This is a genomic window from Bradyrhizobium sp. ARR65 (genome assembly GCF_000472385.1).
In the GTDB taxonomy this organism is placed as follows: Bacteria; Pseudomonadota; Alphaproteobacteria; order Rhizobiales; family Xanthobacteraceae; genus Bradyrhizobium.
In genome coordinates this window covers 115,791-141,702 of sequence record NZ_AWZU01000020.1, presented here as the reverse complement: position 1 = coordinate 141,702, position 25,912 = coordinate 115,791, and the positions used below count along the sequence as shown (strand labels likewise).

The window sequence follows — 25,912 nt, the reverse complement described above, 5'->3', positions numbered from 1 at the left end:
AATTTCCTGCCGGTCGGCGACACCCAGGCGCTGCGGGCGATGCCGACCATCGGCTTCGAATACCGCTATCCCTTCATCAACGTGGAGCCGTGGGGCTCGACGACGATCGAGCCGATCGCCCAGGTGATCGTGCGCCCGAACGAGACCTATGCCGGCAAGCTTCCGAACGAGGACGCCCAGAGNCTGGTGTTCGACACCTCGAACCTGTTCAGCGTCGATAAATTCTCCGGCTACGACCGCGTCGAGGGCGGCGGCCGCGCCAATGTCGGCGTGCAGGCGACGACGCAGTTCGACCGCGGCGGCACCGTCAAGGTGATGTTCGGCCAGTCCTACCAGCTGTTCGGGCTCAACTCCTTCGCGGTTCAGGACGCGACCAATACCGGCCTCGATTCCGGCCTGGAGCGGACGGCCTCCGACTATGTCGCCAGCGTCGATTATTCGCCCAACCGCACCTACACCTTCAGCGTCCGCTCCCGCTTCGACGAGCAGACCTGGAACGTGCAGCGCTTCGAAGCCGAAGCGCGCGCCAACTTCGATCGCTGGTCGGTGAGCCTGCTGTACGGCAATTACGCCGCACAGCCGGACCTCGGCTACCTGACCCGCCGCGAAGGCATCCTGGGCTCGGGCTCGATCAAGGTCGCGGCGAACTGGGTGGTGACGGGCGGTGCGCGCTGGGACCTCGAGGCCAACAAGATCAACCAGTACACCATCGGCGCGGGCTATGTGGACGACTGCTTCGTGCTGGCAGCCAACTACATCAGGTCCTACAACTATGCGACCGCCTCGTCGCCGCCGGTCCTGAGCAATGCCTATATGCTGCAGATCGGGCTGCGGACGCTTGCCAACACGACGGGCGGCAGCAGCCCGACTGGTGGCATTCAGTAAATCGGGCACCGGACGGAGGCAGTTCCTGGCTGCGAAGCAGCTTCAATTGGATCGACTAAAAGCGAAGATGACCATGACGATCACGTTCTCTCATCGCCTGCACGCTATGCTGGTGGTTTGCGTCGCAATGCTCGTCCTGCCGGTTTGCGTTTCGCCCGTTCGTGCCCAGACCGTCGCCGTCATGGTCAATGGCGAGCCGATCACCGATTTCGATATCGAACAGCGCAGCAAGCTCAATTTTTTGACTACGCACAAGCAATCCGCCCGGCAGGACGTGATCAACGAACTGATCGACGAGAAGGTGAAGATCAGGGAGGCCAAGAAGTTCGGCGTCGATCCCAGCAACTCCGATATCGACCAGGCTTTTGGAGCGATGGCCGGGCGCATGCGAATCTCTCCGGAGCAGTTGGCGAAGTCGCTGGAATCTCAGGGCATCCGGCCTGATACGCTGAAATCCCGCATCAGGGCCGATATGGTTTGGACGAGCCTTGTGCGCGGCCGCTACAAGGAGCGCCTGCAGGTTGGCGAGAAGGATGTCGCCGCGGCGGTAAAGGCCGAAGGCGGCGACGACGCGCAACAAGCCGATGCATTCGAATACAGGATGCAGCCGGTGGTGTTGATCGTGCCGAAAGGCGCGCCGCCGGCCGCGTTCGAGAGCCGCCAGAAGGAAGCCGAAACGCTGCGCTCGAAGGTGCAGAGCTGTGAGGAGGCCAACTCCTACTTCAAGAGCATGCCAAATGCGGCGATCCGCGACACCGTCATCAAGACGTCGGCCGACATTCCGGCGGTGCTGCGCAAGGTGCTGGATGACACCCCGATCGGCCATTTGACGCCGCCGGAGGTCACGAAACAGGGCGTCGAGATGGTGGCCTTGTGTGGCCGCAAGACAACCACCATCGATACACCGAAGAAAAAGGAAATTCGCGACAAGATGTACGCGCAGAAATACGAGGCGACGTCGAAAGCCTATCTGGAGGAAATCCGCAAGGCCGCAATGATCGAGTATCGCAAATAGCCATGGCCAAGCCGCTTGCGCAGACGCCTCTTGCGCTGACGCCCCTCGCGCTCACTCTTGGCGAACCGGCCGGCATAGGACCTGACATCACGATCGCGGCCTGGCTGCGCAGGAATGAACTGAAGCTCCCGCCCTTCTATCTGCTCGGCGACCACACTCTCGTTGCGCGGCGCGCCAAGGCGCTCGGCGCCTCCGTCCCCATTGCAGACGTAACGGTCGAGGGAGCCGTGAGCGCGTTCGCGGCGGCGCTGCCGGTTGTCGCGACCGGTCAAGCCGCGACCGCCGAGCCCGGCCGCCCTGACGACAGCAGCGCGCCCGCGGCGCTGGCCTCGATTCGCCGGGCCGTTGCCGACGTCCGTGCCGGACGGGCGAGCGCGCTCGTCACCAATCCGATCGCCAAAGGCGTGCTCTACCGCTCAGGTTTCACACACCCCGGGCACACCGAGTTTCTCGCGGAGCTTGCAGCCTCCGGCGGAAAAGCACCGCAACCGGTGATGATGCTGTGGTCGCCGCTCTTAGCCGTGGTGCCTGTCACCATTCACCTCGCGCTGCGCGAGGCGATCGCGTTGCTCTCCACCGAATTGATTGTCTCGACCGGCCGCATCGTCGCCTCCGAAATGAAGAAGCACTTCGGCCTTGCCCGTCCGCGACTTGCGATGACGGGCCTCAATCCGCATGCAGGCGAGGACGGCACGCTCGGCACCGAGGACAAGACGATGATCGCCGCGGCGGTCGACGTGCTGCGCGGCGACGGCATCGATGTGCGCGGCCCGCTGCCGGCCGACACGCTGTTTCACGAAGCTGCGCGCAAGACCTACGACTGTGCGCTGTGCATGTATCACGACCAGGCGCTGATCCCGATCAAGACCCTGGCCTTCGACCAGGCCGTCAATGTCACGCTGGGCCTGCCGTTCATTCGCACCTCGCCCGACCATGGCACGGCGTTCGATATCGCCGGCACGGGGCGCGCGAATCCCGCGAGCCTGATCGCGGCATTGCGGCTTGCTGCGCGCATGGCGACGCCGGCGCAGCCGGGCTCATGAGCGCAATCGACGATCTGCCGCCGCTTCGCGAGATCATTCGCCAGCACTCCCTGTCGGCCCGCAAATCACTGGGCCAGAACTTCCTGCTCGACCTCAACCTTACGGCGCGCATCGCGCGCGCTGCTGGCCCGCTGGATGATGCGACAGTGGTCGAAATCGGTCCCGGCCCCGGCGGGCTGACGCGCGCGCTGCTGGCGCTGGGCGCGCGGCATGTTATCGCCGTCGAGCACGATGCACGCGCCTTGCCCGCGCTGGAGGCGATCGCAGCTCACTATCCCGGTCGGCTCGAGGTGGTTTGCGCGGATGCCCAAAGTTTCGATCCCCGCCCCTATATCGGTTCTGCCAAGGCGAAGATCGTAGCCAACCTGCCGTACAACATCGCCACCAACCTTCTGGTCGGGTGGCTCACCATCGAACCGTGGCCGCCCTGGTACGAGATGATGGTGTTGATGTTCCAGCGCGAGGTCGCCGAACGGATCGTCGCGCAGGAAAACGATCCGGCCTATGGCCGGCTGGGCGTGCTCGCCAATTGGCGCTGCGCGACCAAGATCCTGTTCGACATTTCGCCCGCGGCCTTCGTGCCCCAACCCAAGGTCACCTCTTCGGTGGTGCGGCTGGTGCCGCGCCAGGCGCCCGAGCCCTGCGAGCGCCGGCTCCTCGAACAGGTGGCGGCAGCAGCTTTCGGCCAGCGCCGCAAGATGCTGCGGCAGAGCCTGAAATCGCTTTCGGTCGATCCGGCGCGCCTTGCCGCCGCGGCGCATGTCGATCCGACCCGGCGGGCGGAAACCATCCCGATCTCCGGCTTTGTTGCCATGGCGCGTGAATTGGCCGATATACGGGGCGAAAAAACAAGCATGCCTTGAGGAGAACGCCCATGGGGTTGATGCGCCGCCAGTCGCTGGTCAAGTTTGATGCCCCGCTCTGCGAAACTATCGTGGAGACGCCGACGCCAGTGGGCCGAGAGGTTCTGGTGCGCATCGAGCGGTGCGGGCTGTGCCACTCCGATCTCCACATCCAGGACGGCTATGCCGACCTCGGCGGCGGCAAAAGGCTCGATACCACGCGCGGCATGACGCTGCCTTTCACGCTCGGCCACGAAATCGCGGGCGTGGTTGCGGAAGTCGGTCCGGATGTTCCGAAGGATCTGATCGGCGCCAGAAAGGCGGTGTTCCCCTGGATCGGGTGCGGGCAATGCCGCGACTGCCTCGCCGGGGACGAAAATCTCTGTGCCAAGCAGCGCTTCCTCGGCGTTTCCATCGATGGCGGTTTTGCCAGCCATGTGCTGGTGCCCGACGCCAAATATCTGCTCGACTACGATCCCCTGCCGGTGAACCAGGCGGCGACCCTGATGTGCTCCGGCGTCACCGCCTATGGCGCGCTCAAGCGGTTGGTCGATCGGCCGCGGCAGCGCAATCTGTTGCTGATCGGGCTCGGCGGCGTCGGACAGATGGGCCTATCCTTCGCGCAGGCCATGTTCAAGCAGGAGATTTCGGTGGCCGACCTCAATGCAGCGGCGCGCGAAACCGCGCTGCAAAACGGCGCAGCCCTCGCCTACGACCCCGCCGAGCCCGACGTCGTCAAGCGCATACTGAAGGAGACCGAAGGCGGTTTTGACGGGGTCGTCGATTTTGCCGGCAACGAGAAGTCGATGGCATTTGCGGTCTCGGTCCTGGCACGCGGCGGCAAGATCGTGGTGTCCGGACTGATGGGCGGCAATTTCAGCCTGCCGATGGTCCAATGGGTCTACAAGCGCATGACCATTGAAGGCTTCATGGTCGGCACGCTCGCCGAGGGTCACGAGCTGATGGCGCTGGCCCGCGCCGGCAAGATCAAGCCGACCCCGATGCGCGAGGAGCCGATGGCCGACGTGCAGAAGTGGATCGATGCGTTGCGGGCCGGAAAAGTGGTGGGACGGGTCATCCTCAAAAACGAATAAGAAACGAGCAAGCAGAGCCATCCCCGCCGACCTCCACCGCTCAAACCGGAGGAGACGGATATGTGGAGCAAGGGTTCGATCGCAGGCGCACTGGCCGCGCTCCTGCTTGCCACGCCAGGTGCGCTGGCGCAGAAACGATACGATCCCGGCGCCAGCGACACCGAGATCAAGATCGGCACCACGACGCCCTACAGCGGCCCAGCATCGGCATATTCAGCCGGCGCGATGTCGATCACCGCTTATTTCGCGATGATCAATGACCAGGGCGGGGTCAACGGTCGCAAGATCAACTTCATCAGTCTCGACGACGCTTATAGTCCGCCGAAAACAGTGGAGCAGATCAGGCGCCTGATCGAAAGTGACGAGGTGCTGTTCCTGCTCAATCCGGTCGGCACTGCGACCAACATGGCCGTGGTCAAATACATCAACCAAAAGCACGTGCCGCACCTCTTCATCGGCTCCGGCGCGACCATCTTCAACAATCCCGAGCACTTTCCGTGGACCATGAGCTGGACGCCGCATTACGCGTCCGAAGCCGAGATCTACGCCAAGTACATTCTCTCCACCAAACCCGACGCCAGAATCGGCATTCTCGCGCAGAACGATGATCTCGGCCGCGATTACTTGATCGGCTTCAGGCGCGGGCTCGGCGAACGCGCCTCTTCGATGATCGTCTCCTACCAAACCTACAATACCAGCGATCCCACGGTGGATTCGCAGGTGGTGACGCTGAAGACCGCCGGCGCCAACGTCTTTGTCATCTTCTCGGTACCGAAATTCGCTGCCCAAGCGATCCGCAAGGCCTATGACATCGGTTGGCACCCGCAGGAGTTCGTGTCGAGCGTCGGCTCCTCGATTGCCGGCGCGATCAGGCCGGCTGGATTCGAGGCCGCCAAGGGCATCATCTCGGCGGCCTATCAGAATGATCCCGCCGACCCGCAATGGCGAGACGACCCCGCCATGAAGGCCTGGAATGCGTGGATGGACAAATACAACCCGCGGGTCGACAAGAGCGACTATTACGCGCCCTACGGTTACAATGTCGGCTACGCGGTCGTGCAACTGCTCAAGCAATGCGGCGACAATCTCACGCGTGCCAACATCATGAAACAGGCCTCCCATCTCGACATGGAGCTGCCACTCCTTCTCCCCGGCATTCGCCTGAAGACGACGCCGTCAGACCTGCGCCCGATCAAGCAGATGCGGCTCGTACGTTTCGACGGCCAGCGCTACGTGCTGTTCAGCGACGTGCTCGCGAGCGAGTGATTTCAATCGCAGCCCAACGGCGCGCGCTCGGAGATCGCAGCCCCGGCCGCCGCTTCTTTTGCACCAAATGGTTGCACCTTACGGTTGACCATCGCGAAAGCAGTAACACCGCTTCCGCCCCCCTTTGCGCCCGCACAGGCAGCCCGAATTAAGCCCCATCCTCTCCGGATTTGCGGCCTATTGCGACCCAACTCTTCCCCGAGATTTGGGATGGAAAAGCGTCAGGTAGAGTGGAGTGGAACTGGATATGGCCAACCGAGCCGCGAAATTCGCATCCGCCGTCGTCGCCGGCATTCTCGCCGGACCGCCGATAACGATGGCGCAACCCGCGGCAAACTCAGCAGACTGCCTCACCCAGCCGGGCCAGAGCGCGCCGCAGGGGCAGCATTGGTATTATCGTCTGGAACGCGGGACCAAGCGCCATTGCTGGTATCTTCGCGAGGCAGGCGCAAAAGTCTCGCCTGCGGCGTCGGCCGATGATGCATCGTCGGCGCCGAGCGCGGCCGAAGAAGAAGGACAGGCGGACGCGGCCACTCGGTCGCTCGAGGACGCTCACGCCGAATTGCGATCACCGCAGCCGCGTATCCAGGCTAACGCCGGCATTGCCGCTGCACAACCGGCGCCGCCACCAGCCGCAGCCGCCCCCGCTGCGACGCCCCCCGCAGCCAGCCAGTTTCCTGATCCGCAGCAAGCCGCCCAGCCGGCATCGTCGGTCGCCTCGCGATGGCCGCAGACAACAACCGCGGATTCCACCGCATCGCCGCCGCCCGCCGCCGACCCGGCCGATGCTGAACCGACTGCGCAGGCGCCCGCAACGCCGGTGGCCGCGCCGGCGCCGGCCCCCAATGGACCAGTGGTCAAGGATTCCGCCCCCGCTCCGGTTTCGCTGCAGATGCTGTTCATCGTGATCCTGGGCGCGCTGGCGCTGGCAGGCCTCACGGCGAGCGTCGTCTATCGACTGGGCCGCGTCCGGAAAGTCCGCGTTGATGCGCGCGAGCGCCGCGCCGCGATCTGGGAAGGAGTGGAGGACGCGCCCCAGCCTCCCTGGGTCGAACCGGTCATCGAAAGAACAGCGCCGCGTCCCGAGCCGGCGCGGGCGGCCGTTCAGACGGCCACGCCGCAGGAGCGATACCAGAAGATCGAGGAGATCCTGGCGCAGTTGGTGAAGCAGGCGCAGCAGAGCGACGCCTGACGCGGCGTGGCTATTTCTCGAGCTGCCGCTGCAGCTCTCGCACGAATGTGGTCAGTCCAACGCGCCGCTCGCGCTTCAGCCGTTCCGCCTTGAGGATCGACTGCACTTCGGCGAAGGCTTCATCGACATCATGATTGATGACGATGTAGTCGTATTCCGCCCAGTGGCTCATTTCGTGGCTGGCGCGGCTCATCCGCGAGCGGATCACGTCATCGGAGTCCTGCGCGCGTGAATGCAGGCGCTTCTCAAGATCGGCGGCGGACGGCGGCAGGATGAAGACGCTGACGACGTCGGCGCGCGCCTTCTCGCGCAATTGCTGCGTGCCCTGCCAATCGATGTCGAACAGAACGTCCTCGCCGGCGCTGAGCGCCGCCTCCACCGGTGCGCGCGGCGTGCCGTAGCGGTTGTCGAACACAACGGCCCATTCCAGGAGCTCGTTGCGCTTCACCATCTCTTCGAAGCGCGCTTTGTCGACGAACAGATAGTCGCGCCCGTCGACCTCGCCCGGCCGCATCGGGCGCGTCGTTGCCGACACCGACATTTTCAGGCCGGCCATGCGCTCGATCAGAAGGCGTGACAGCGTGGTTTTGCCGGCGCCCGAGGGCGAAGACAGCACAAACATCAGGCCGCGCCGTTCAACTCCCAAACCGTGGCGGTGAGCCGTCATGGATCACTCCAGATTTTGCACCTGCTCGCGAAACTGCTCGACGACGCTCTTCATTTCGAGACCGGTATTGGTCAATTCCACATCGTTCGACTTGGAGCAGCAGGTATTGACCTCGCGATGGAACTCCTGTGCCAGGAAATCGAGACGGCGGCCAATCGGCCCTCCCTTGCCGATCATCTCGCGGACCTGCGCGATGTGTGAGGCGATGCGATCGAGTTCCTCGCGAATGTCGGCCTTGGCCGCGATCAACAACGCCTCTTGCGTCAGGCGGTCGGCATCGAAACGATCAGAGGTTTCGAGCAGTGCTGCGATCTGTTCGGCGAGGCGCGCGCGGACCGCCTCGGGTTTGCGGCCGGGCGCCGCTTCCGCCTTGTTCGCCAGCCTCTCCATCTCGTCCATGCGCTGGCCCAGAATCTGTCCGAGGGCTTCGCCCTCGCGCCTGCGCATCGCCACGAGATTCGTCAGCGCCTCGTCAAAGGCCGCGGAGGCCGCAGCCACGGCGGCCCTGTCTTCTTCCTCGTCGCTCTCCGGCTCGACCACCTCGATCACGCCCTTGATGCCGAGCAGCCCGTCGATGCTCGGCGCCACCGCGTCGATCCTGCCCGCCAGAGAACCCGCGACCTTGAGCACCGCCGCCAGCACTTCTTCATTGATACGCACGGTCGAGAGCGCATCGGCACGCTTGATGTTGAAATTGGCGTAGATCGTGCCGCGCGACAGCACCTCGCCGGCGCGCTTCTTGGCAAAAGCCTCGAGCTCGTCCCATCCCTGGGGCACGCGCAGGCGCAGATCAAGGCCCTTGGCATTGACCGACTTCAGTTCCCATTCGAAGCTGTAAGGGCCGCTCACGCCGTGGCTGCGGGCAAAACCGGTCATGCTCGACAGCGCCATGGTTTCAATTCTCCGGGCGAGATTCGCGTAACGCAAAAGCCGCGCGGACCATAAGAACGTTTTCAGGAAAAGTGGAGTCCGGCGCGTCCGGCTCCTTAATTACTGCTGAACGACCCGCGGTGTCGCGGTCGACTGCACCGCCCCCTGCCGCGCCCGGGCGGGCTTCTTCGGTGCGGGCTTGCCGGTCGCCGAGGTCGGAGCCGCATCGGCCGGCGGCGGATTGGCCGCGGGCGGCGGAGGCTCGTCGGCCGGCTCGACCGTATCGTTCTGGATCTGCTTTTCCATCGCGCGCAGCTTGGCGACGTTCTTCTGGTGCTGGTCGTAGGTCTCGGTGAAGGAGTGGCCGCCGGTGCCGTCGGCAACGAAATAGAGGTCACGGGTGCGGGCCGGATTGGCCGCGGCCTCGAGCGAGGCGCGGCCCGGGTTGGAGATCGGCCCGGGCGGCAGGCCGTCGATGACATAGGTGTTGTAGGGGGACGGCTGAGTGATCTCGCTGCGCTTGATGGGCCGCCCCAATGTGCCCTTGCCGCCGACAAGGCCGTAGATGATCGTCGGATCGGACTGCAGCTTGATCCTCTGCTTCAGCCGATTGACGAACACCGCGGCGACCCGGCTGCGCTCATCCGGCTTTGCGGTCTCCTTCTCGACGATGGAGGCTAGCGTCACCAACTGCTCCGGCGTCCTGACCGGAAGGTCCGGACTGCGGCGCTCCCAGATCTCCGTCACCACGCGCTTTTGCGCCTGCTGCATGCGCTGGATCACCTGCTCCCGCGTGGTGCCGCGCGGGAACTTGTAAGTCTCGGGCAGCAGCGTGCCTTCGCGCGGGATCTCACGCACGGTGCCCGAGAAGATGTCATTGTCCATCAGGCGGGCGACGATCTGCTCCGACGTCAGCCCTTCCGGAATGGTCACGGCGTGCTGCACCACCTTCCCCTCGACCATGGTGCCGATCACATCGCGCAAGGACGCGTTCTTCTGGAACGCGTATTCGCCGGGCTTGAGCTCGGAGCTCGCTTTCAACGCGAAGACGCTGGCGATGAAGACCCAGGGATTGACGTCGATGACGCCCTCCCTCGTCAGCGTGTCGGCGATGTCACGTTTGCCGGCGCGCTGGGGGATGTTGACGATCTTGTCTTCCTGCAGCGGACCCGGCGCCTCCAGGGTCTGCCTGCCATAGTAATAAGCCGCGCCGGTGCCGATCATCAGCAGCAACAGAAGGGTGATGATGGCATTGCCAACCACGACAAAGGGATTGCGGGCCCGCTCGGAGCGCTTGGGCGGCGGAGGCAGCTGCTCCGGCTCCAGCGCGGCGCGCGGGCTGCGTGGCGAAATGGGCGGCCTCTCACTCATCGATGCAACCTGATTCCTGTCGCTCTCATCGCGGCGTCAAGCGCTTCTGCTCGCGCAAACGGCCGGTAGTGTACGCCCGAACCAAAGGATTTAGCAGCGAATGCGGCGAAACGGTGGACTTGCGGCAAGCCGCATCAGTTGATTACGCGCTGCAAGATCACGGAAGCGTTGGTGCCGCCGAATCCGAACGAATTGGACAACGCGACATTGATCTCGCGTTTGCGCGGAGTCTGCGGCACGAGATCGATTGCCGTTTGCACCGATGGATTTTCCAGATTGATGGTCGGCGGCGCGATGTTATCGCGAATCGCGAGAATGCTGAAAATCGCCTCGATCGCGCCGGCCGCTCCCAGAAGGTGCCCGGTCGAGGACTTGGTCGATGACATCGACACGCGCGAGGCCGCATTGCCGAGCAGCCGTTCCACCGCGCCGAGCTCGATCTCGTCACCGACCTGCGTCGAGGTGCCGTGGGCGTTGATGTAGTCGATGTCGGAGGTGGTAAGGCCTGCGCGCTTTAACGCAGCCGCCATGCTGCGGAATCCGCCGTCACCGTCGGGCGACGGCGAAGTGATGTGATAGGCGTCGCCGGAAAGGCCATAGCCGATCACTTCAGCATAGATCCTGGCGCCGCGAGCCCTGGCGTGTTCGTATTCCTCGAGCACGACGACGCCGGCGCCCTCACCCATCACAAAGCCGTCGCGATCCTTGTCGTAGGGACGCGAGGCCCTTTCCGGGGTCTCGTTGAAGCCGGTCGAGAGCGCGCGTGCCGCACAAAAACCGGCCATGCCGATTCGGCAAATCGGCGATTCCGTCCCGCCGGCCACCATCACGTCGGCGTCGCCAAGCGCGATCAGCCGGCTTGCATCGCCGATCGCATGCGCGCCGGTCGAACAGGCCGTCACCACCGCGTGGTTGGGGCCTTTCAGGCCGAACTCGATCGAGACGTAGCCGGACGCCAGATTGATCAGGCGGCCTGGAATGAAGAAGGGCGACACCTTGCGCGGGCCGCGCTCCTTCAGGAGCACGGCGGTATCGGCGATACCCGACAAGCCCCCGATGCCGGATCCGATCATTGTGCCGGTGGCACAGCGATCCGCCTCGGTCGAGGGATGCCAGTTGGCGTCGTCCAAGGCCTGACGCGCGGCGGCCATGGCGAAGATGATGAAATCGTCGACCTTGCGCTGGTCCTTCGGCTCCATCCACTGATCGGGATTGAAGCTCCCGTCAGAACCATCGCCGCGCGGGACTGAACAGGCGATCTTGCTCGGCAGGTCGGAGACATCGAAGCTCTCGATCAGCCGCGCGCCGCTCTCGCTGTTGAGAATGCGCTTCCAGGTCACGTCGACGCCACAGCCGAGTGGCGACACCATGCCGAGGCCTGTGACGACGACTCGCCTCATGTCCAGCACTCCTGCCCGGGATTCGCGGCTTGCAATGGAAGACCGATGGGCCGTCCGCGGACGGCCCGGCCAGCCTTGTCCCTACCGCGCAGGGGCGTCAGCTCTTCGCGTTCTTTTCAAGGAATTTCGTCGCGTCGCCGACGGTCAGAATCGTCTCTGCAGCGTCGTCCGGAATCTCACAACCAAATTCTTCTTCAAAAGCCATCACCAGCTCGACGGTGTCGAGGCTGTCAGCACCGAGGTCGTCAATGAAGCTCGCATTGTCGGTCACCTTCTCAGGCTCAACGCCCAGGTGCTCGACCACGATCTTCTTAACCCGCTCGCCAATGTCACTCATGCTCCAACCTCGTGCTTGTTCCCTTAAGACCCGACCCCAAGATGATACGAGCCATCGTGGTCGTTAAACTTCCTTCGCTATCGCGCATAAACTTGATTTGACCTGACAGGCCCGGCGAACGACGGCAAGCTTCGCCCTCGCCAATATACAGGGTTTCGAAATCCTGCAATGGCGTTCTTTGCCCTGCCGTTGGCGGTTCGGTTATCATACTTCAAAAGCCTTGACTACAAGCCTTGATCTGCCTGCCGAAACGGCTTTTCGCCGCATCCGGCGGACGCCCGCGCCGGCACTTCAAACCATGGCCATGCCGCCATTGACGTGAATCGTTTGGCCGGTGACGTAAGCGGCCTCGTTCGAGCTTAGATACACCGCCGCGGCTGCAATATCCTCGGGCGTCCCCAGCCGTGACGCCGGAACCCGGGCAAGGATGCCTTCGCGCTGCTTCTCGTTGAGAGCGTCTGTCATGGGCGTCTTGATGAACCCTGGTGCGATGCAATTGGCCGTCACATTGCGCTTGGCGTATTCCGCCGCCAGCGACTTGATCATGCCAATCAATCCCGCCTTGGAGGCGCTGTAGTTGCCCTGCCCGGGATTGCCGGTGACGCCCACCACCGACGTGATCGCGATGATGCGGCCGAAGCGCTTGCGCATCATCAATTTGGTGGCGGCCCTTGCAAGACGGAAGGTCGCGGTCAGATTGACGTTGATCACCTCGTCCCAATCCTCGTCGCGCAATTGCACGAACAGATTGTCCCGGGTGATGCCAGCATTGGCGACGAGAATATCGAGCCCGCCCATCGCCTGTTCCGCCGCCGGCACCAGGGCCTCCACCTCGGCCGTGTCGGAGAGATTGCAGGGCAGCACGTGCACCCGTTCAGCCAGCTTTGCCGCCAGCGCATCGAGCACCTCGCGCCGGGTCCCGGAGATCGCGACCGTCGCACCTTGCGCATGCAGCGCCTGCGCGATCGCGGCGCCAATTCCTCCGGTCGCGCCCGTGACCAGCGCCGTCCTGCCACCTAGATCGAACATCGATATCTCCTTACGCCGATCGTGCAGCCGCCAATGCATCCTTGGCAGCGGCAATATCGTTCGGCCCACCGACCGCGATACCGACCGCGCCCTCGGCGATGCGCTTGACCAGCCCCGTCAGCACCTTGCCTGCACCGATTTCGAAAAATCGGGTGACGCCATGGGCCGCCATATAGGCCACCGATTCCCGCCAACGTACCGTTCCCGTCACCTGCTCAACCAGCCGGCGGCGAATTTCGTCGGGATCGCTGATGGGCGCAGCCAAGACATTGGACACCACGGGCGACGCCGGCTTGTTGATGGTGACCTCCGAAAGCGCCTTTGCCATGGCGTCGGCCGCAGGCTGCATCAACCGGCAATGAAACGGCGCGGATACCGGCAGCAGCATGGCGCGCTTGGCGCCCTTTGCCTTGGCAATTTCCACCGCACGGTCGACCGCGGCCTTGTCGCCTGATACCACCACCTGCCCGCCGCCATTGTCATTGGCTGCCTGGCAAACGTGGCCCTGGGCTGCTTCTTCCGCAACTGCCGTTGCAGCTTCGTAGTCCAGCCCAAGCAGCGCCGCCATGGCTCCGACCCCGACCGGAACCGCCCTCTGCATGGCGAGCCCACGGGTTCGCAATAGCCGGGCCGCATCCGAGATCGAGAGACTGCCGGCCGCCGCCAGGGCCGAATACTCGCCCAGCGAATGCCCGGCCACATAGGCCGCGTCACGCCCCACCGCAAAGCCCGCCTCGCTCTCCAGAACGCGCAAGGCGGCCATGGAAACGGCCATCAGCGCTGGCTGCGCGTTCTCGGTGAGCTGCAGTGTTTCGGCCGGGCCGTCCCACATGATGGCCGTCAGCTTTTCCGAGAGCGCCGCATCGACTTCGTCGAAGACGGCGCGCGCGGCCGGGAAGGCGTCGGCCAGGGCCTTGCCCATGCCGAGAGCCTGCGAACCCTGCCCCGGAAAAGTGAATGCTGCCGTCATCGGCTCTCCCTGACTGTTACGAACCTGTCAAAGTTCAAAGTCGGGCCGTAAGACCCGACAGAGGCCGGGATGTCAAGCGGGCTAGGGAGCCAAGCCGCCCTGAGTTGCCGCTAAAAACCGCCCGCCGTCTGGTCGGCATCCACTTTTGCGCCAGAGCGCGCCCGACGCGCGCTGTTTACAACCTGTCCCGGACGGTCCTCGCGGTCGGGCTTGGCGGTCGCGAGCCGGAGCACAGCGGCATAGCTCGGCTGCACCTCCATCCGGCCCGCATGCCGGCTTTCGCTGAGAATGCGGTGCACGCGCGGCAGGTTATAGCAGGGCACGTAGAACAGGAGATGATGTTCGAGATGGTAGTTCACATAATAGGGCGCGATGAACAATCGCTCCAGCAAATTTGCCCGCGTCGTGCGCGTGTTGCGCAAGGGATCGTTGCTGTCGGGAACGACGGCGTGCTCGGCAATGTTGCGGATACGGGTGATGACCATCATCCATGTCAACAGTGGCACCAGCCATAAGAGCGGGTAGGCCCACCAGACGCCCGCAATCGCAAAGGCCGCGAACAGCACCGCGTTGACGGCACACTGCGGTCCCAGCTTTTCCCCAAAATGCGCCGCGCGACGCGCGAGCGGCCATTCCGCGGGACCGAGCGCGTTGAGCAATTGCGCCTTGCGCTGCTGGTAGCCGGTCTGTCCGGTGATATCGCGCAGGAATTTGCGGCGGTAGCTCATCCTGGTGATTGGAAACGGCGCCGACAGCACGAGATCGGGATCATCCTCCTGCTGCGTACGCGCGTGATGTTGCAGGTGATAGCGGCGGTAGGCTCGCGTCTCGGCGAAAATCGGATAGGCGCAGAACCATTGGCTCATGGCCAGATTGATCTTCTCGTCTGGTGACAGACACCCGTGCGCGCCATCATGCATCAGGATCGCAAGGCCAAGCTGCCGTGAGCCGATGATCGCGACCGCAAGCAGGTAGGTCAGCGGATTGGGCCACCATGCGACGAGCGCGACCGCACCAACAATCAGCGCCCACGCATGCGCGATCAGCGCTGCGCCCTTCCAGGTGGAACGCCGGCGCACGGCGATCAGTTGCTCCTCGGTCAACAAGTCACGCGCGCGGATGCGAAGTGCGGTCATGATGAAGGCTCCGAGTCCGATTGAGACGAAGCGGGGGCATCGCGTTCGTCGACGAGCCGCAGGCGCGCGCCGTCGCTCGTCGCTACCGTCGCCTGTTCGCCCAGCACACGCAGCATCTCCGCGCATAATTCATCCGACGAGCGGCCCATGGCATAGCCCTCGACCATGATGCCGATGGCAACAGCCCAGAACCGCCGTGACGTCGCATCGGGATCACGCAAGCTCCGCCAGCCGTGCCGTTCGATCTGGCCCGCATAGGCGCGCAATCCCTCGCTGTGCAGGCGCGCGATGGTTCGCTCCACGAGAGGCGCAAGGTCCTGACGACGCCGCGTCAGTGTCAGGGCTTCCGCAAAAAAGGCGACTGAATCGGTCGCCGTCACCGTCTCGACCAGGGCCCGCGTGTAGTCGCGCGGCGTATGGGCATTCAGCGCCGCCTGTTCGGCCGCGCGGGCGACGTAGAGCACGTCACGGCAGGCGGCTTCGACAAACAGCGCCTCCTTGGTGCGGAAGTAATAGGTGATCTGGCTCGGAAAGGCGTCTGCTGCGGCAGCAATATCCGCGATCGACGCCCCGGACAGTCCGCGCTCCCTGAACAGCCGGCTGGCAGCGTCCAGCAGGAGCGAGCGCATCTTGCGCCCGGCCGGGCGCGTCGCGCGAACGGCATGCTTCGGATCGGATGTCGGCATCTCGGGCACGATTTCGGCTGCCATTGTCGCCCTCTAGCCTATTTGTATGTCGTACAAACAAATAGATCAAGGCCGTTCATGTGGCCGATTCGATCAAAAGGGCGAAATCCGCCCAAGAATCCGCCCGGAATCGCCGCCCGTTTCGCTTGCCCTGGCGCGCAAAATCCTTATAAAGCGCGCATCCGTGGGTCCCGGCCGGGAGCTGAACGGACGGTCTCAGCAATCTCACCGTTGTGGCGATATTGATGTGGCAGGGCCAGTCGGCCCGTCGTCCCGTGTTTCCGCCTTCTGAAGCTTACCCTCTCCGAGTCCTTTCCGAAGGCCTCGAAGGGCTTGTCGCCGGGAGCCGCGCCAACACTTTAAGGAAAGGACGTCCATGCCTCTTTACGAGCATGTTTTTCTCGCGCGCCAGGACGCGAGCCCGCAGCAGGTCGAGGAACTGACCACCCAAATGACGGGGATCGTCGAGCAGCTCGGCGGCAAGGTCACGAAGACCGAGAATTGGGGCGTGCGCTCCCTCACCTACCGCATCAACAAGAACCGCAAGGCGCATTTCGTGCTGCTCAACATCGACGCGCCCTCCGCCGCGATCGCTGAGGTCGAGCGGCAGGAGCGGATCAGCGAAGATGTTCTCCGTTACCTGAGCGTCCGTGTCGAGGAGCTGGAGGAAGGCCCCTCAGCGATGATGCGGAAGGCGGATCGTGATCGTGAGCGCGACGACCGTGGTGGTCCGGGCGGCTATCGCGGTGATCGTGGCGACCGTGGCGATCGTGGCCCGCGTCGTTCGCGCGAAGACGTCGATGGCGGCGAAGAGGAGTAAGAACAATGGCTGAAGCCGGTGCACGTCGTCCGTTTTTCCGTCGCCGCAAGACCTGTCCGTTCACGGGTCCGAACGCGCCCAAGATCGACTACAAGGATTCCAAGCTATTGATGCGCTACGTCTCGGAACGCGGGAAGATCGTGCCGAGCCGCATCACAGCGGTTTCCGCCAAGAAGCAGCGCGAGCTCGCGCGCGCCATCAAGCGCGCCCGTTTCCTCGGCCTGCTGCCTTACGTGATCAGGTAATTTCGATAGATTCGATCGGCGGCCATGAGCCGCCGATCGCAAGGTTTCATAAGGCTTCCGGATCGTCCGGTCGCCGATGGTTGGGGCTCCCTTGTGGAACCTCTAACCGCCGATAAGGGGCGGGACAGCTAATGATCAGTCAAATTCTCATCGCGATTGCCGCCGGCTGCGCGTCGGCCGCCATGGCCGCCTCGATCGTCTCGGGCGCCCTGATTTCGCTCGTGCTGGCCTATTTTTCACCGCTGCCTTTGATCGTCACGGCGATCGGCTGGGGACCGCTGGCCGCCGCCATCGGCGGCGGCGTGGCGGCGATCGGCCTTGGCGCGATGTCGGGCTTCACCAACTTCATCGGTTACACCGTTGCGATCGCGCTGCCCGCCTGCTGGCTCGGCCACCTGTGTCTGCTCGGGCGTTCGCGTGCCGATGGCAACGCCGCGCCCGCCTCGCTCGAATGGTACCCGGTCGGGCACATTCTTGTTTGGATTGCAGGCCTTGCTGCGATCGTCGTGAGCGCGGCAGTTCTCGCGATCGGGCCCGATGCAGCCTCGATCACCGGAACGCTGCGAAGCGTCCTGCTGAGCGTCCTCGGGTTGAACGAGAACGGAATCAGCCTGGAGTCCCAACAACGGATCGATGCGGTCGTGAGCTTTGCGCCGGCAGCAGTCGCGATGTCCTGGGTGTTAATGCTCACGCTCAACCTCTGGCTCGCGGCAAAAATCACCGCGACTTCAGGACGGCTATCGCGGCCGTGGCCCGATCTGAAAGCGGCCGCGCTGCCACCGATGACGCTGGTCGCGCTGTGCGTCGCCGCCGCTTTCTGCTTTTCCGGCGGCGTTCTGGCGATACTCGCCAAGATCGCCACCTCGGCGCTGATGATGGCGTATGCGCTTACCGGCCTTGCGGTCTTGCATACGCTGACGCTCGGCTTGAAAAGCCGCGCCTTCTGGCTGGGATCGACTTACGCCTTTGTCCTGATGTTTGGATGGCCGCTGCTTGCACTGGCCGCGCTCGGCCTTGCCGATGCCGCGTTCGGCTTGCGCCGACGCTACTTGCGCGCGCGTCCACCGCCCTTGCCTGCCCCCTGAACTCAACTTCTCAGTTTCTCAACATTCAAAAGGAGTACAATCATGGAAGTCATTTTGTTGGAGCGCGTCGCCAAGCTCGGTCAGATGGGCGAAATCGTAAAGGTGCGCGACGGTTACGCGCGTAACTTCCTGCTGAAGCGCAAGAAGGCGCTGCGCGCCACCGCGGAGAACCGCGCCAAGTACGACGGCATGAAGGCCGAGCTCGAGGCCAACAACATCAAAGCCAAGGCCGAGGCAAACAAGGTGGCCGAGAAGATCAACGGCCGCGACATTGTCATCATCCGCCAGGCTTCCGAATCGGGTCAGCTCTTCGGCTCGGTCTCGGTACGCGACATTGTCCTGGCGCTGGAAGCCGATGGCATCACGGTCAGCCGGCCGCAGGTCTGGCTGGACGCGCCGATCAAGGCGATCGGTCAGCGCCAGGTGACGATCGCCGTTCACCCCGAAGTCGAAGCCACTATCACCATCACGGTCGCGCGCAGCGCCGATGAGGCCGAGCGGATCAAGCGCGGCGAGGACATCTCGACCCGTCAGGAAGATCAGGACGCCGCAGCCGAGGCACTGGCCGCCGCCGGCGAGTTCTTCGATCCGGAAGCCCAGCGCGAAGTGGCGCCGGAAGCCGAAGCCGCGCCGACCGAGAAGTAATTCCTCGGGAATACCCGACCTCGTCCGACCCCGGTCTTCAGGCCGGGGTTGGTGCGTTGATCGGGAGACGCTCGCTCGGCATCGCGATCGATGCGAGCGCCGCACCTTGGCGGCGCGGGCCTTCGTTGATCTATTTGGAAGCGGGCGCCGGCGGCGCGCTTGCCGAGGTGCCTTGCGTCGCCTCCGTCGGCGTGGCGCTCAGCGACGGCGCTGAGGGTGGCACCGCCGGCGCCGTCGAAGCGGCGGCCGTTGGTGCGGTTGCCGGTGCGGGCGCAGACGATGAAGTCGATGCCGCGGCCGGCGTCACCGGTGGGACCGGATCTGGCCGCAGCGCCGGTGCCTCAGTCTGTTTCGCCGGTTCGGCATTGACTGCTTGCGGCGGAGAGGACGCTTCCGCCGGGTTTCCGCCCTCGCCTCGTCCGGCATCAGGCCTGCTCGCCTCGGTCTTCGGGGCCTCGCTCGTGCTCTCCGGCTTGGTGGCCTCCCTTGAGGCTTCATTCGGAGCCCCACTGGTCCCGGCCTCTTCGCTGGCGGGCTCAGCGGGCTTAGGCGCTCCCTCAAGGCCGGGCTTGCCGCGCCGCCGCTTGGCGGACAGCTTACGGCCATCAGCGCCATGTTCGCCCGCTGCCTGAGCAGGCACCTGGCCCTCGGCCGCAGGCTGGCCCGCTTCCGGCGCCTCCGCGGTGGGGGCCTGGCGCTTGGCGTTGCGCCTGGGTCGGCCGGGCTCGTTGGCGGCAGGCACCTCACTCTCCTGCCGCGGCTCCGCCTCTTGCGGTGCCGCGGAGACCGGATGACGCCTGCGGCCGGCGCGATCGGGTTGCTCGGTCGCACTTGGAGGCTTGCCGTCGGACTTCGCTTCCTTGCCCGCCTTCTGCTTGTCGCCGTAACGGGTATCGTTCGCGCCATTGGAAATCAGGTAGGACGAGAGCACGCCTGCCATCTCCGGGCTGGTCGTGTAATGCTGCCGTAGGAAGCCCGACAGCGAACCCGGCGCCACCGTTTTCAACAGGCCGCGCGCGCTCTTGTGACAAGCCGTGCAGGTGCCCGCGAAAATCTGGCTCGGACTTTTGCCGGCATCGAGATTCTCCTGCGCCTGAGCCGCTCCCGCTGCGCAACAGCCGATCAGAAGCGTCACCGTCGCTAAACTGAGCGCTCGGCTCAACATCATTGGCTGTTCTCCAACTTTTTTCGAAATCGGGATGCAGATCGCTGGCGAGTCGCCTGGACGGCGCCGACGGCGGGTCACCTTTTAGCTGATTATTCCGGCAATGGAAGCATGCATATCGCGCAGCTGCGCAAGCCGGGTATTTTGGAATATCCGCTTTGTCTCCAACGCACTAGACGGGCGCGGAACTTACATTATGATCAGATTAGGGCGCATGGGAACCAATCCGGTCGAACTGCGTCGAATATCGGCCGGGGAGGCTCTACTTCTGACGGGATATCACGAGAGATATCGCGGGTGGCGGTGGTTTCGATGGACCGTTTGTTGCGTAGTCTGCTGACGAAGTTCATTCAGCGCGGCACGATAACTTTCACGACCGCAAGTGGCGCAAAATTCACCTGTGGGGACGGCACCGGCGAGCCGGTCCATGTCCGCTTCGTCACCACGGAAGCCGAACGCAGGATCATGCTCAATCCCGAGCTTGCGCTCGGCGAGGCCTTCATGGACGGCACTTTCGTCGTCGAGACGGGCACCATCGCGGAAGCGCTGGCGATCCTGATGGATCAACCGAATTCGTTGCCGCGCTGGGCGAAATTGCGCTGGTGGGCTCGCTATCTCACGCGCCATCTCACCCAATTCAATCCGCGCGGCCGCTCGCGCAATAACGTCGCCCACCACTATGATCTCGACGGCCGGCTCTATTCTCTCTTCCTTGATGCCGACAAGCAGTATAGCTGCGCCTATTTCGAGACGCCCGAGACCAATCTCGACGATGCGCAGCTCGCCAAGAAGCGCCATCTCGCCGCAAAGCTGCTGGTAGGACGCGGTCACCGCGTACTCGATATCGGCTCCGGCTGGGGTGGACTTGGCCTCTATCTCGCCGAAATCGCCGGCGCCGAGGTCACCGGGATCACGCTCTCGACCGAGCAGCTCCAGGTCTCCAACGCACGCGCCGCGGAGAAGAACCTGACGCAGTCGGCGCGCTTCCTGATGCAGGATTACCGCGACGTCGAGGGCCCGTTCGACCGCATCGTCTCGGTCGGCATGTTTGAACATGTCGGCGTCGATTTCTACGACACCTTCTTCAAGCGCTGCGCGCAGCTTCTCACCGACGACGGCGTGATGATGCTGCATTCGATCGGCCGCTCGGAAGGTCCCGACGTGACCAATCCCTGGATCGCCAAATACATCTTTCCCGGCGGCTACATCCCCGCATTGTCGGAGGTGATGCCGTCGATCGAGCGCGCGGGCCTCCTCGTCTGCGACATCGAGATACTGAGACTGCATTATGCGGAGACGCTGAAAGCCTGGCGCGAGCGGTTCATGGCGCGGCGCGAGGAAGCCGTGCAACTCTATGACGAGCGTTTTGCCAGGATGTGGGAGTTCTATCTTGCGGCGTCCGAAATGTCGTTCCGCAAGCAGAACATGATGAACTTCCAGATTCAGCTCACCAAGCGCCAAGGCGTCGTGCCGATGACGCGCGACTATATCGCGCGGGAAGAAACCAAGCTGCGGGGGCTGGAACAGGGGAGCCGGCCGCGGCTCAAGATCGCGGGCGAATAGCGCGCGAAGCGCAAATCATTTCCGCAGGCTGAACGCCTAGGCGGCGAAAGGATACCGGCATACCGGCTTTGCAAGCTGGGCGCGCAAGCCTTCGAGAACCGCGGGCGGGCAAGGCTGGCTGCGGATTTCCGGACGCGCTGCTTCCTCCATGGCATCGATCAGCATCGACAGCCACAAACGCCGTTCCGCATCCGCCTGCCATATCGCCGTCTGCTGGCGCATCGCCTGTTCTCGCCTCTGCTCCGGACGGTTCCCCGCTACCCGCCGGAAAGAAACCGAACGCCATGTGAACTGCTTCACAGAGCTTCTGTTCCAACCATCTTAAAGATCAGCCATGGCGCAGAAGACCTTTCCAATCGCAGTCGATGTCATGGACGACCTCCGCACCGACTATCTCTTGCTCGCAACTGGTCTCGGAGCCGCTCTGATCGCGCTCATCTATTTGCTTGCGACCTGACGCCCCGCAGATCGCGCCTTCCCCTTACCTGTGAGTCAAGACGAGCGGCCAAAGGTTCAGCCGCCTTCACTCGAATTTGCGAGATTTCCCACACCCGCTCCGACTTCACGCGGCAAAGCGCGTCAAGCGTTGACAGCATTGCTCGCAAGATTCACACCATCCATTGTGTGAATCGGGCATAAGGCAGACGGCCGCTTTCGTGCCGCCGCAGAGTGGCGCTTTATCGCGGGCCCCACCGTTCTCTCACCACGACCAGAATTGACGATTACACTTGACCATGGCCGCAACTGATTCGACCGTTCTCAAGCTCGCACCCGATGCGCCAAATGCGACGTATCGGACTGCACCGCACAATATCGAGGCAGAGCAGAGTCTTCTGGGTGCGATCCTGGTCAACAATGACGCCTTCTACCGCGTCTCGGACTTCCTCGAGTCGAAACACTTTTTCGAGCCGCTCCATCAGACGATCTATGAGACCGCGGCTTCGCTGATCCGGATGGGCAAGGTCGCAACGCCCGTGACCTTGAAGACGTTTCTGCCGGCCGACCTCGATATCGGCGGCCTCACGGTGGGCCAGTATCTCGCGCGCCTCGCGGCAGAGGCGACCACCATCATCAACGCGCAAGACTATGGGCGCACGATCTATGATCTGTCGTTGCGGCGCGATCTGATCCAGATCGGCGAGGACATGGTCAATGTCGCCTACGACGCGCCGGTCGATTTCGCGCCACGGGTGCAGATCGAGGACGCCGAGCGCAAGCTGTATGAGCTGGCCGAAACCGGCCGCTATGACGGTGGCTTCCAGAAGTTCTCGCAGGCGCTCACCACCGCCATCGACATGGCGGCCAATGCCTACAAGCGTGACGGAAAGCTGTCGGGCATTTCCACCGGCCTGCGCGACCTCGATTCCAAGATGGGCGGACTGCAGCACTCCGACCTCATCATCGTCGCGGGACGCCCGGGCATGGGCAAGACGTCGCTTGCCACCAACATTGCCTACAACATCGCCAAGGCCTATCAAGGCGAGGTCCAGCCCGATGGGACGATGAAGGCGGTGAATGGCGGCATTGTCGGCTTCTTCTCCTGCGAAATGTCGTCCGAGCAGCTCGCCACCCGTATCCTCGCCGAGCGCACCGGCATTCCATCGAGTACGATCCGGCGCGGCGGCATCAGCGAAATGGATTTCGAAAAGATCCGCGAGTGCTCCATAGAGCTGCAATCGCTGCCTTTCTATATCGACGAAACCGGCGGCCTCTCGATCGCGCAGCTCACCGCGCGGGCCCGGCGGTTGAAGCGGCAGAAGGGTCTTGATCTTCTGGTAATCGACTACATCCAGCTCTTGCAAGGTTCGAGCAAACGCTCCTCCGACAGCCGCGTGCAGGAAATCACCGAGATCACCACGAACCTGAAGGCGCTCGCAAAAGAGCTCAGCGTCCCTATCATCGCGCTGTCGCAGCTATCGCGCCAGGTCGAATCGCGCGACGACAAGCGCCCGCAGCTTTCGGACTTGCGTGAATCCGGCTCGATCGAGCAGGACGCCGACGTCGTGTTGTTCGTCTACCGCGAGGAATACTATCTCGCCAACAAAGAGCCGCGTCCGGGTACCCCGGAACACGAGAAATGGCGCACCGACATGGACCTCGCGCACGGAAAGGCCGAAGTCATCATCGGCAAGCAGCGTCACGGCCCGACCGGCACGGTGGAATTGCACTTCGATGGATCGGTGACCCGGTTTGGCGATCTCAGCCAGGACGGCAACCTGCCGGATCGGATGTACTAGCGCATCGCCTGCGAGGTTGAACCGGAACCCTGCCCCGCGTAAAACCGACGGGCCATGACTCCTGCCTCCAGTTCCAAGCCGTCACAGGCAAACGCACCGCCCTCGCCCGAAGCAAATCAGGCGTCGGAGCTCGCCGCCTACAATGGCATTCTCACGATCGATCTCGACGCCATCATTGCCAATTGGCGCAAACTGGAAAAAGCCGCGGTACCGGCCGAGTGCGCCGCGGTGATCAAGGCCAACGCCTATGGCTGCGGCACCGAGCCCGTCGCCAAGGCGCTGGCCGCGGCCGGATGCAAGACGTTCTTTGTCGCGACGCTCGATGAGGCCCGCGCCGCACGCGCCGCCGCGCCGGAAGCGACTATCTATGTCCTCAATGGATTCTTCCAGAACACCGGTGAGTTCTACGCGGAAATTAACTGCCGGCCCGTGATCGGCGAGCTCAATGAGCTTGCCGAATGGGACGTGTTCTGCCGCCGCTCCGGCTGGTCCGGAGGCGCGGCCATCCACATCGACACCGGCATGAACCGGCTGGGGCTCACGATTCAGGAAGCGCAAGGCCTGATCCCGCGCATCAACGCCGGCGACCACGGTATCACACTGGTGATGAGCCATCTCGCCTCCGCCGAACAGCTCAATAATCCCATGAATGCGCGACAGCTTGGCGCCTTCCGCGAGATCGCGAGCCTGTTCACCGGCGTGCCGGCCTCGCTTGCCAATTCGTCCGGCATCTATCTCGGGTCGCCGTTCGTCTTCGACCTGGTGCGGCCGGGCGCGGCCCTCTATGGCGTTAATCCGACGCCGGAGGCCGACAACCCGATGCAGCCGGTGGTCGATCTCAAGGCGCGCATCGTGCAGATCCGCAATGTCGAGCGTGGCGACACCGTCGGCTACGGCGGCACCTGGACCGCGCGGCGGGCGACAAGGCTTGCGATCCTCGCTACCGGCTATGCCGACGGCTATTTCCGCGCCGCCGGCTCCAATGATGGCACCCGCGGCGCGGACGTGGTTGTTGCCGGCAAGCGCTGCCCGATTGCGGGACGCATCTCCATGGACCTGATCGCGATCGACATCACCGACCTGCCCACGAACGCCGTGCGGCGCGGCCACATGGCGACGCTGATCGGCGAAGGGATCACCGTCGATGAACTCGCACATCACTTCGGCACCATCGGTTACGAGGTGCTGACCAGCCTCGGTCGCCGTTACGCGCGAGTCTACAAAGGTGGCGGGGCAGCGAACGTATCCGTCACGCCGCCCTCTGCCTGACGCCTCGTTACTGCTTCTTGTGGGAATCCAGCGCCTTCCTGCAACTCTCGCTGAGCTGATCATGCTGCTTGTTCAGGCAGGCGATGATGCGGCCGCCGCCCGGCGCGATGCCGGCGCAATACTTGTCGTAATCCTGCTTACAGGCGCCGCGTGAATCGGAGCTCGCCGTTTGCGCGACCGCGGAAGAGCAAAATCCGATTGCGCAGACGAGAATGACAGCTTGCAGTTTTGACATGAGACCTCCGATGATGGCGCGCATACGGCGCATCGGCTAGCTCTACATGAAGATTGCGACATTCAATATCAACAATATCAACCGCCGCCTGGCCAACCTGCTGCTCTGGTTGCAAAGCACGAAGCCGGATATCGTCTGTCTGCAGGAGCTGAAGGCAACCGATCGCGAATTTCCGCTCCATGCTATCGAGCAGGCCGGCTACCACGCGGTGTGGCGCGGACAGAAGGCCTGGAACGGCGTCGCCATCCTCTCCCGCAAAGCCGCTCCGGTGCTGATCAGGACCGAACTGCCCGGCGATCGCGACGACCACGAGGCGCGCTACATCGAGGCTGCCGTCAGCGGCATCATCATCGCCTGCCTCTATGCGCCGAACGGCAATCCGCAGCCGGGACCCAAATTCGACTACAAGCTCGCCTGGCTGAAGCGGCTGCGCGCGCACGCAGCGAGATTCGTAAAGCAGGATCTGCCGGTCGTGCTCGCCGGCGATTACAACGTCGCGCCCACCGCGCTCGATATTTATCCGACGCGATCATGGGACAAGGACGCGTTGATCCAGCCGAAGAGCCGCGCCGCCTTCGCCGCCCTCGTTGCGCAGGGCTGGACGGATGCCCTCCGCACGCTCCATCCGGACAAGCGCATCTACACATTCTGGGACTACAAGCGAAACCGCTGGCCACGCGACGCCGGGCTACGACTCGATCACCTGCTGCTCAGCCCGCAGCTCGCGCCGCGGCTTGCCAAGGCCGGCGTGGATCGCAAAATGCGCGGCGAGGAAGGCGCCAGCGATCACGCGCCGGTGTGGATCGTGCTGCGTTGACGTGGCCTCTTGAACGAAGTGGTTGTCG

The 25,912-nt window shown here is 63.7% G+C and carries 28 protein-coding genes; 16 read left to right on the top strand and 12 right to left on the bottom strand.

Going from position 1 to position 25,912, the window contains the following annotated elements:
* The 7 genes from F758_RS0122190 to F758_RS44320 all read left to right on the top strand — a co-directional run.
* On the top strand, positions 1-885 hold an 885-nt coding region (locus F758_RS0122190), incomplete at its 5' end, for an LPS-assembly protein LptD (RefSeq protein WP_024509945.1).
* Positions 886-958: 73 nt separating this feature from the next.
* Positions 959-1,900: a SurA N-terminal domain-containing protein gene (locus F758_RS0122185; RefSeq protein WP_035722749.1), complete on the top strand. Its 942-nt coding sequence runs from the start codon at positions 959-961 to the stop codon at positions 1,898-1,900.
* A 2-nt stretch (positions 1,901-1,902) separates the two neighbouring features.
* Complete coding sequence (pdxA, locus tag F758_RS0122180; protein ID WP_024509943.1) at positions 1,903-2,943, top strand: 4-hydroxythreonine-4-phosphate dehydrogenase PdxA; 1,041 nt, start codon at positions 1,903-1,905, stop codon at positions 2,941-2,943.
* The gene (rsmA, locus tag F758_RS0122175; RefSeq protein WP_024509942.1) at positions 2,940-3,806 is read left to right on the top strand and encodes a 16S rRNA (adenine(1518)-N(6)/adenine(1519)-N(6))-dimethyltransferase RsmA; all 867 of its coding nucleotides are present in this window, start codon (positions 2,940-2,942) and stop codon (positions 3,804-3,806) included. The genes pdxA and rsmA overlap by 4 nt, the downstream gene beginning before the upstream one ends.
* A gap of 11 nt (positions 3,807-3,817) precedes the next feature.
* Positions 3,818-4,879, top strand: a complete 1,062-nt coding sequence (locus F758_RS0122170; RefSeq protein ID WP_024509941.1) for an alcohol dehydrogenase — start codon at positions 3,818-3,820, stop codon at positions 4,877-4,879.
* A 60-nt stretch (positions 4,880-4,939) separates the two neighbouring features.
* Positions 4,940-6,145: an ABC transporter substrate-binding protein gene (locus tag F758_RS0122165; protein ID WP_024509940.1), complete on the top strand. Its 1,206-nt coding sequence runs from the start codon at positions 4,940-4,942 to the stop codon at positions 6,143-6,145.
* A gap of 247 nt (positions 6,146-6,392) precedes the next feature.
* Positions 6,393-7,337 (top strand): hypothetical protein, encoded by a 945-nt coding sequence (locus F758_RS44320; RefSeq protein WP_157450099.1) that lies wholly within the window; start codon positions 6,393-6,395, stop codon positions 7,335-7,337.
* Between the two features lie 10 nt (positions 7,338-7,347).
* Here the strand turns inward: F758_RS44320 and gmk are convergent, their stop codons facing one another.
* The 9 genes from gmk to F758_RS0122115 all read right to left on the bottom strand — a co-directional run bounded on the left by gmk (position 7,348) and on the right by F758_RS0122115 (position 15,827).
* The gene (gene gmk / locus F758_RS0122155) at positions 7,348-8,004 is read right to left on the bottom strand and encodes a guanylate kinase (protein ID WP_024509938.1); all 657 of its coding nucleotides are present in this window, start codon (positions 8,002-8,004) and stop codon (positions 7,348-7,350) included.
* A gap of 3 nt (positions 8,005-8,007) precedes the next feature.
* Positions 8,008-8,895 carry a YicC/YloC family endoribonuclease gene (locus tag F758_RS0122150; protein ID WP_024509937.1) on the bottom strand — a complete coding sequence of 296 codons (888 nt, stop codon included), beginning with the start codon at positions 8,893-8,895 and terminating at the stop codon, positions 8,008-8,010.
* 99 nt (positions 8,896-8,994) lie between these two features.
* Positions 8,995-10,245, bottom strand: a complete 1,251-nt coding sequence (gene mltG, locus F758_RS0122145; protein ID WP_024509936.1) for an endolytic transglycosylase MltG — start codon at positions 10,243-10,245, stop codon at positions 8,995-8,997.
* Between the two features lie 134 nt (positions 10,246-10,379).
* Complete coding sequence (gene fabF / locus F758_RS0122140) at positions 10,380-11,645, bottom strand: beta-ketoacyl-ACP synthase II (RefSeq protein WP_024509935.1); 1,266 nt, start codon at positions 11,643-11,645, stop codon at positions 10,380-10,382.
* A gap of 97 nt (positions 11,646-11,742) precedes the next feature.
* Positions 11,743-11,982, bottom strand: coding sequence for an acyl carrier protein (locus F758_RS0122135; RefSeq protein WP_024509934.1), 240 nt, complete (start codon positions 11,980-11,982; stop codon positions 11,743-11,745).
* Positions 11,983-12,273: 291 nt separating this feature from the next.
* The gene (gene fabG / locus F758_RS0122130) at positions 12,274-13,011 is read right to left on the bottom strand and encodes a 3-oxoacyl-[acyl-carrier-protein] reductase (RefSeq protein WP_024509933.1); all 738 of its coding nucleotides are present in this window, start codon (positions 13,009-13,011) and stop codon (positions 12,274-12,276) included.
* 10 nt (positions 13,012-13,021) lie between these two features.
* Positions 13,022-13,981 carry an ACP S-malonyltransferase gene (gene fabD / locus F758_RS0122125; protein ID WP_024509932.1) on the bottom strand — a complete coding sequence of 320 codons (960 nt, stop codon included), beginning with the start codon at positions 13,979-13,981 and terminating at the stop codon, positions 13,022-13,024.
* A gap of 110 nt (positions 13,982-14,091) precedes the next feature.
* On the bottom strand, positions 14,092-15,117 hold the full coding sequence (locus tag F758_RS0122120) for a fatty acid desaturase family protein (protein ID WP_024509931.1): 1,026 nt from the start codon (positions 15,115-15,117) through the stop codon (positions 14,092-14,094).
* Complete coding sequence (locus F758_RS0122115) at positions 15,114-15,827, bottom strand: TetR/AcrR family transcriptional regulator C-terminal domain-containing protein (protein ID WP_024509930.1); 714 nt, start codon at positions 15,825-15,827, stop codon at positions 15,114-15,116. The genes F758_RS0122120 and F758_RS0122115 overlap by 4 nt, the downstream gene beginning before the upstream one ends.
* A gap of 352 nt (positions 15,828-16,179) precedes the next feature.
* Between F758_RS0122115 and rpsF the strand changes: the two genes are divergently transcribed.
* The 4 genes from rpsF to rplI all read left to right on the top strand — a co-directional run bounded on the left by rpsF (position 16,180) and on the right by rplI (position 18,598).
* Entirely contained in the window at positions 16,180-16,623 is a 444-nt protein-coding gene (rpsF, locus tag F758_RS0122110; RefSeq protein ID WP_024509929.1) for a 30S ribosomal protein S6, read from the top strand.
* Between the two features lie 5 nt (positions 16,624-16,628).
* Complete coding sequence (gene rpsR, locus F758_RS0122105) at positions 16,629-16,868, top strand: 30S ribosomal protein S18 (protein ID WP_011441353.1); 240 nt, start codon at positions 16,629-16,631, stop codon at positions 16,866-16,868.
* 131 nt (positions 16,869-16,999) lie between these two features.
* Positions 17,000-17,953 carry a DUF2232 domain-containing protein gene (locus tag F758_RS0122100; RefSeq protein ID WP_024509928.1) on the top strand — a complete coding sequence of 318 codons (954 nt, stop codon included), beginning with the start codon at positions 17,000-17,002 and terminating at the stop codon, positions 17,951-17,953.
* 42 nt (positions 17,954-17,995) lie between these two features.
* Positions 17,996-18,598: a 50S ribosomal protein L9 gene (gene rplI / locus F758_RS0122095; RefSeq protein WP_024509927.1), complete on the top strand. Its 603-nt coding sequence runs from the start codon at positions 17,996-17,998 to the stop codon at positions 18,596-18,598.
* Between the two features lie 130 nt (positions 18,599-18,728).
* Here the strand turns inward: rplI and F758_RS0122090 are convergent, their stop codons facing one another.
* Positions 18,729-19,766, bottom strand: coding sequence for a hypothetical protein (locus tag F758_RS0122090; protein WP_245286550.1), 1,038 nt, complete (start codon positions 19,764-19,766; stop codon positions 18,729-18,731).
* 309 nt (positions 19,767-20,075) lie between these two features.
* On the opposite strand from F758_RS0122090, the gene F758_RS0122085 reads away from it, so the two are divergent.
* Positions 20,076-21,326 (top strand): cyclopropane fatty acid synthase, encoded by a 1,251-nt coding sequence (locus F758_RS0122085; RefSeq protein ID WP_024509925.1) that lies wholly within the window; start codon positions 20,076-20,078, stop codon positions 21,324-21,326.
* 36 nt (positions 21,327-21,362) lie between these two features.
* Here F758_RS0122085 and F758_RS0122080 read toward each other — a convergent pair whose 3' ends face one another.
* Positions 21,363-21,548, bottom strand: coding sequence for a hypothetical protein (locus F758_RS0122080; RefSeq protein WP_024509924.1), 186 nt, complete (start codon positions 21,546-21,548; stop codon positions 21,363-21,365).
* 112 nt (positions 21,549-21,660) lie between these two features.
* Here F758_RS0122080 and F758_RS52805 point away from each other — a divergent pair, with 112 nt between their 5' ends.
* The 3 genes from F758_RS52805 to alr all read left to right on the top strand — a co-directional run bounded on the left by F758_RS52805 (position 21,661) and on the right by alr (position 24,832).
* Complete coding sequence (locus F758_RS52805; protein ID WP_024509923.1) at positions 21,661-21,783, top strand: hypothetical protein; 123 nt, start codon at positions 21,661-21,663, stop codon at positions 21,781-21,783.
* Between the two features lie 277 nt (positions 21,784-22,060).
* The gene (locus F758_RS0122070; RefSeq protein WP_024509922.1) at positions 22,061-23,563 is read left to right on the top strand and encodes a replicative DNA helicase; all 1,503 of its coding nucleotides are present in this window, start codon (positions 22,061-22,063) and stop codon (positions 23,561-23,563) included.
* A 54-nt stretch (positions 23,564-23,617) separates the two neighbouring features.
* On the top strand, positions 23,618-24,832 hold the full coding sequence (alr, locus tag F758_RS0122065; protein WP_024509921.1) for an alanine racemase: 1,215 nt from the start codon (positions 23,618-23,620) through the stop codon (positions 24,830-24,832).
* 7 nt (positions 24,833-24,839) lie between these two features.
* Here the strand turns inward: alr and F758_RS0122060 are convergent, their stop codons facing one another.
* On the bottom strand, positions 24,840-25,067 hold the full coding sequence (locus tag F758_RS0122060) for a cysteine rich repeat-containing protein (protein ID WP_024509920.1): 228 nt from the start codon (positions 25,065-25,067) through the stop codon (positions 24,840-24,842).
* A gap of 46 nt (positions 25,068-25,113) precedes the next feature.
* Here F758_RS0122060 and xth point away from each other — a divergent pair, with 46 nt between their 5' ends.
* A complete protein-coding gene (gene xth, locus F758_RS0122055; RefSeq protein ID WP_024509919.1) occupies positions 25,114-25,884 on the top strand; it encodes an exodeoxyribonuclease III in 771 nt (256 codons plus the stop codon).
* The last annotated feature ends 28 nt before the right edge of the window (positions 25,885-25,912 follow it).

What these genes read in the sequence shown, in the direction of transcription:
- F758_RS0122165 (WP_024509940.1), top strand. Translation starts at nt 4,940, where the DNA reads ATGTGGAGCAAGGGTTCGATCGCAGGCGCACTGGCCGCGCTCCTGCTT.
- F758_RS0122170 (WP_024509941.1), top strand. Translation starts at nt 3,818, where the DNA reads ATGGGGTTGATGCGCCGCCAGTCGCTGGTCAAGTTTGATGCCCCGCTC.
- F758_RS0122085 (WP_024509925.1), top strand. Translation starts at nt 20,076, where the DNA reads ATGGACCGTTTGTTGCGTAGTCTGCTGACGAAGTTCATTCAGCGCGGC.
- F758_RS0122115 (WP_024509930.1), bottom strand. Translation starts at nt 15,827, where the DNA reads ATGGCAGCCGAAATCGTGCCCGAGATGCCGACATCCGATCCGAAGCAT.
- rplI (WP_024509927.1), top strand. Translation starts at nt 17,996, where the DNA reads ATGGAAGTCATTTTGTTGGAGCGCGTCGCCAAGCTCGGTCAGATGGGC.
- alr (WP_024509921.1), top strand. Translation starts at nt 23,618, where the DNA reads ATGACTCCTGCCTCCAGTTCCAAGCCGTCACAGGCAAACGCACCGCCC.
- rpsF (WP_024509929.1), top strand. Translation starts at nt 16,180, where the DNA reads ATGCCTCTTTACGAGCATGTTTTTCTCGCGCGCCAGGACGCGAGCCCG.
- F758_RS52805 (WP_024509923.1), top strand. Translation starts at nt 21,661, where the DNA reads ATGGCGCAGAAGACCTTTCCAATCGCAGTCGATGTCATGGACGACCTC.
- F758_RS44320 (WP_157450099.1), top strand. Translation starts at nt 6,393, where the DNA reads ATGGCCAACCGAGCCGCGAAATTCGCATCCGCCGTCGTCGCCGGCATT.
- F758_RS0122070 (WP_024509922.1), top strand. Translation starts at nt 22,061, where the DNA reads ATGGCCGCAACTGATTCGACCGTTCTCAAGCTCGCACCCGATGCGCCA.
- F758_RS0122185 (WP_035722749.1), top strand. Translation starts at nt 959, where the DNA reads ATGACGATCACGTTCTCTCATCGCCTGCACGCTATGCTGGTGGTTTGC.
- F758_RS0122090 (WP_245286550.1), bottom strand. Translation starts at nt 19,766, where the DNA reads ATGATGTTGAGCCGAGCGCTCAGTTTAGCGACGGTGACGCTTCTGATC.
- rsmA (WP_024509942.1), top strand. Translation starts at nt 2,940, where the DNA reads ATGAGCGCAATCGACGATCTGCCGCCGCTTCGCGAGATCATTCGCCAG.
- F758_RS0122100 (WP_024509928.1), top strand. Translation starts at nt 17,000, where the DNA reads ATGATCAGTCAAATTCTCATCGCGATTGCCGCCGGCTGCGCGTCGGCC.
- F758_RS0122120 (WP_024509931.1), bottom strand. Translation starts at nt 15,117, where the DNA reads ATGACCGCACTTCGCATCCGCGCGCGTGACTTGTTGACCGAGGAGCAA.
- pdxA (WP_024509943.1), top strand. Translation starts at nt 1,903, where the DNA reads ATGGCCAAGCCGCTTGCGCAGACGCCTCTTGCGCTGACGCCCCTCGCG.
- fabF (WP_024509935.1), bottom strand. Translation starts at nt 11,645, where the DNA reads ATGAGGCGAGTCGTCGTCACAGGCCTCGGCATGGTGTCGCCACTCGGC.
- F758_RS0122080 (WP_024509924.1), bottom strand. Translation starts at nt 21,548, where the DNA reads ATGCGCCAGCAGACGGCGATATGGCAGGCGGATGCGGAACGGCGTTTG.
- fabG (WP_024509933.1), bottom strand. Translation starts at nt 13,011, where the DNA reads ATGTTCGATCTAGGTGGCAGGACGGCGCTGGTCACGGGCGCGACCGGA.
- rpsR (WP_011441353.1), top strand. Translation starts at nt 16,629, where the DNA reads ATGGCTGAAGCCGGTGCACGTCGTCCGTTTTTCCGTCGCCGCAAGACC.
- gmk (WP_024509938.1), bottom strand. Translation starts at nt 8,004, where the DNA reads ATGACGGCTCACCGCCACGGTTTGGGAGTTGAACGGCGCGGCCTGATG.
- F758_RS0122135 (WP_024509934.1), bottom strand. Translation starts at nt 11,982, where the DNA reads ATGAGTGACATTGGCGAGCGGGTTAAGAAGATCGTGGTCGAGCACCTG.
- xth (WP_024509919.1), top strand. Translation starts at nt 25,114, where the DNA reads ATGAAGATTGCGACATTCAATATCAACAATATCAACCGCCGCCTGGCC.
- F758_RS0122150 (WP_024509937.1), bottom strand. Translation starts at nt 8,895, where the DNA reads ATGGCGCTGTCGAGCATGACCGGTTTTGCCCGCAGCCACGGCGTGAGC.
- F758_RS0122060 (WP_024509920.1), bottom strand. Translation starts at nt 25,067, where the DNA reads ATGTCAAAACTGCAAGCTGTCATTCTCGTCTGCGCAATCGGATTTTGC.
- fabD (WP_024509932.1), bottom strand. Translation starts at nt 13,981, where the DNA reads ATGACGGCAGCATTCACTTTTCCGGGGCAGGGTTCGCAGGCTCTCGGC.
- mltG (WP_024509936.1), bottom strand. Translation starts at nt 10,245, where the DNA reads ATGAGTGAGAGGCCGCCCATTTCGCCACGCAGCCCGCGCGCCGCGCTG.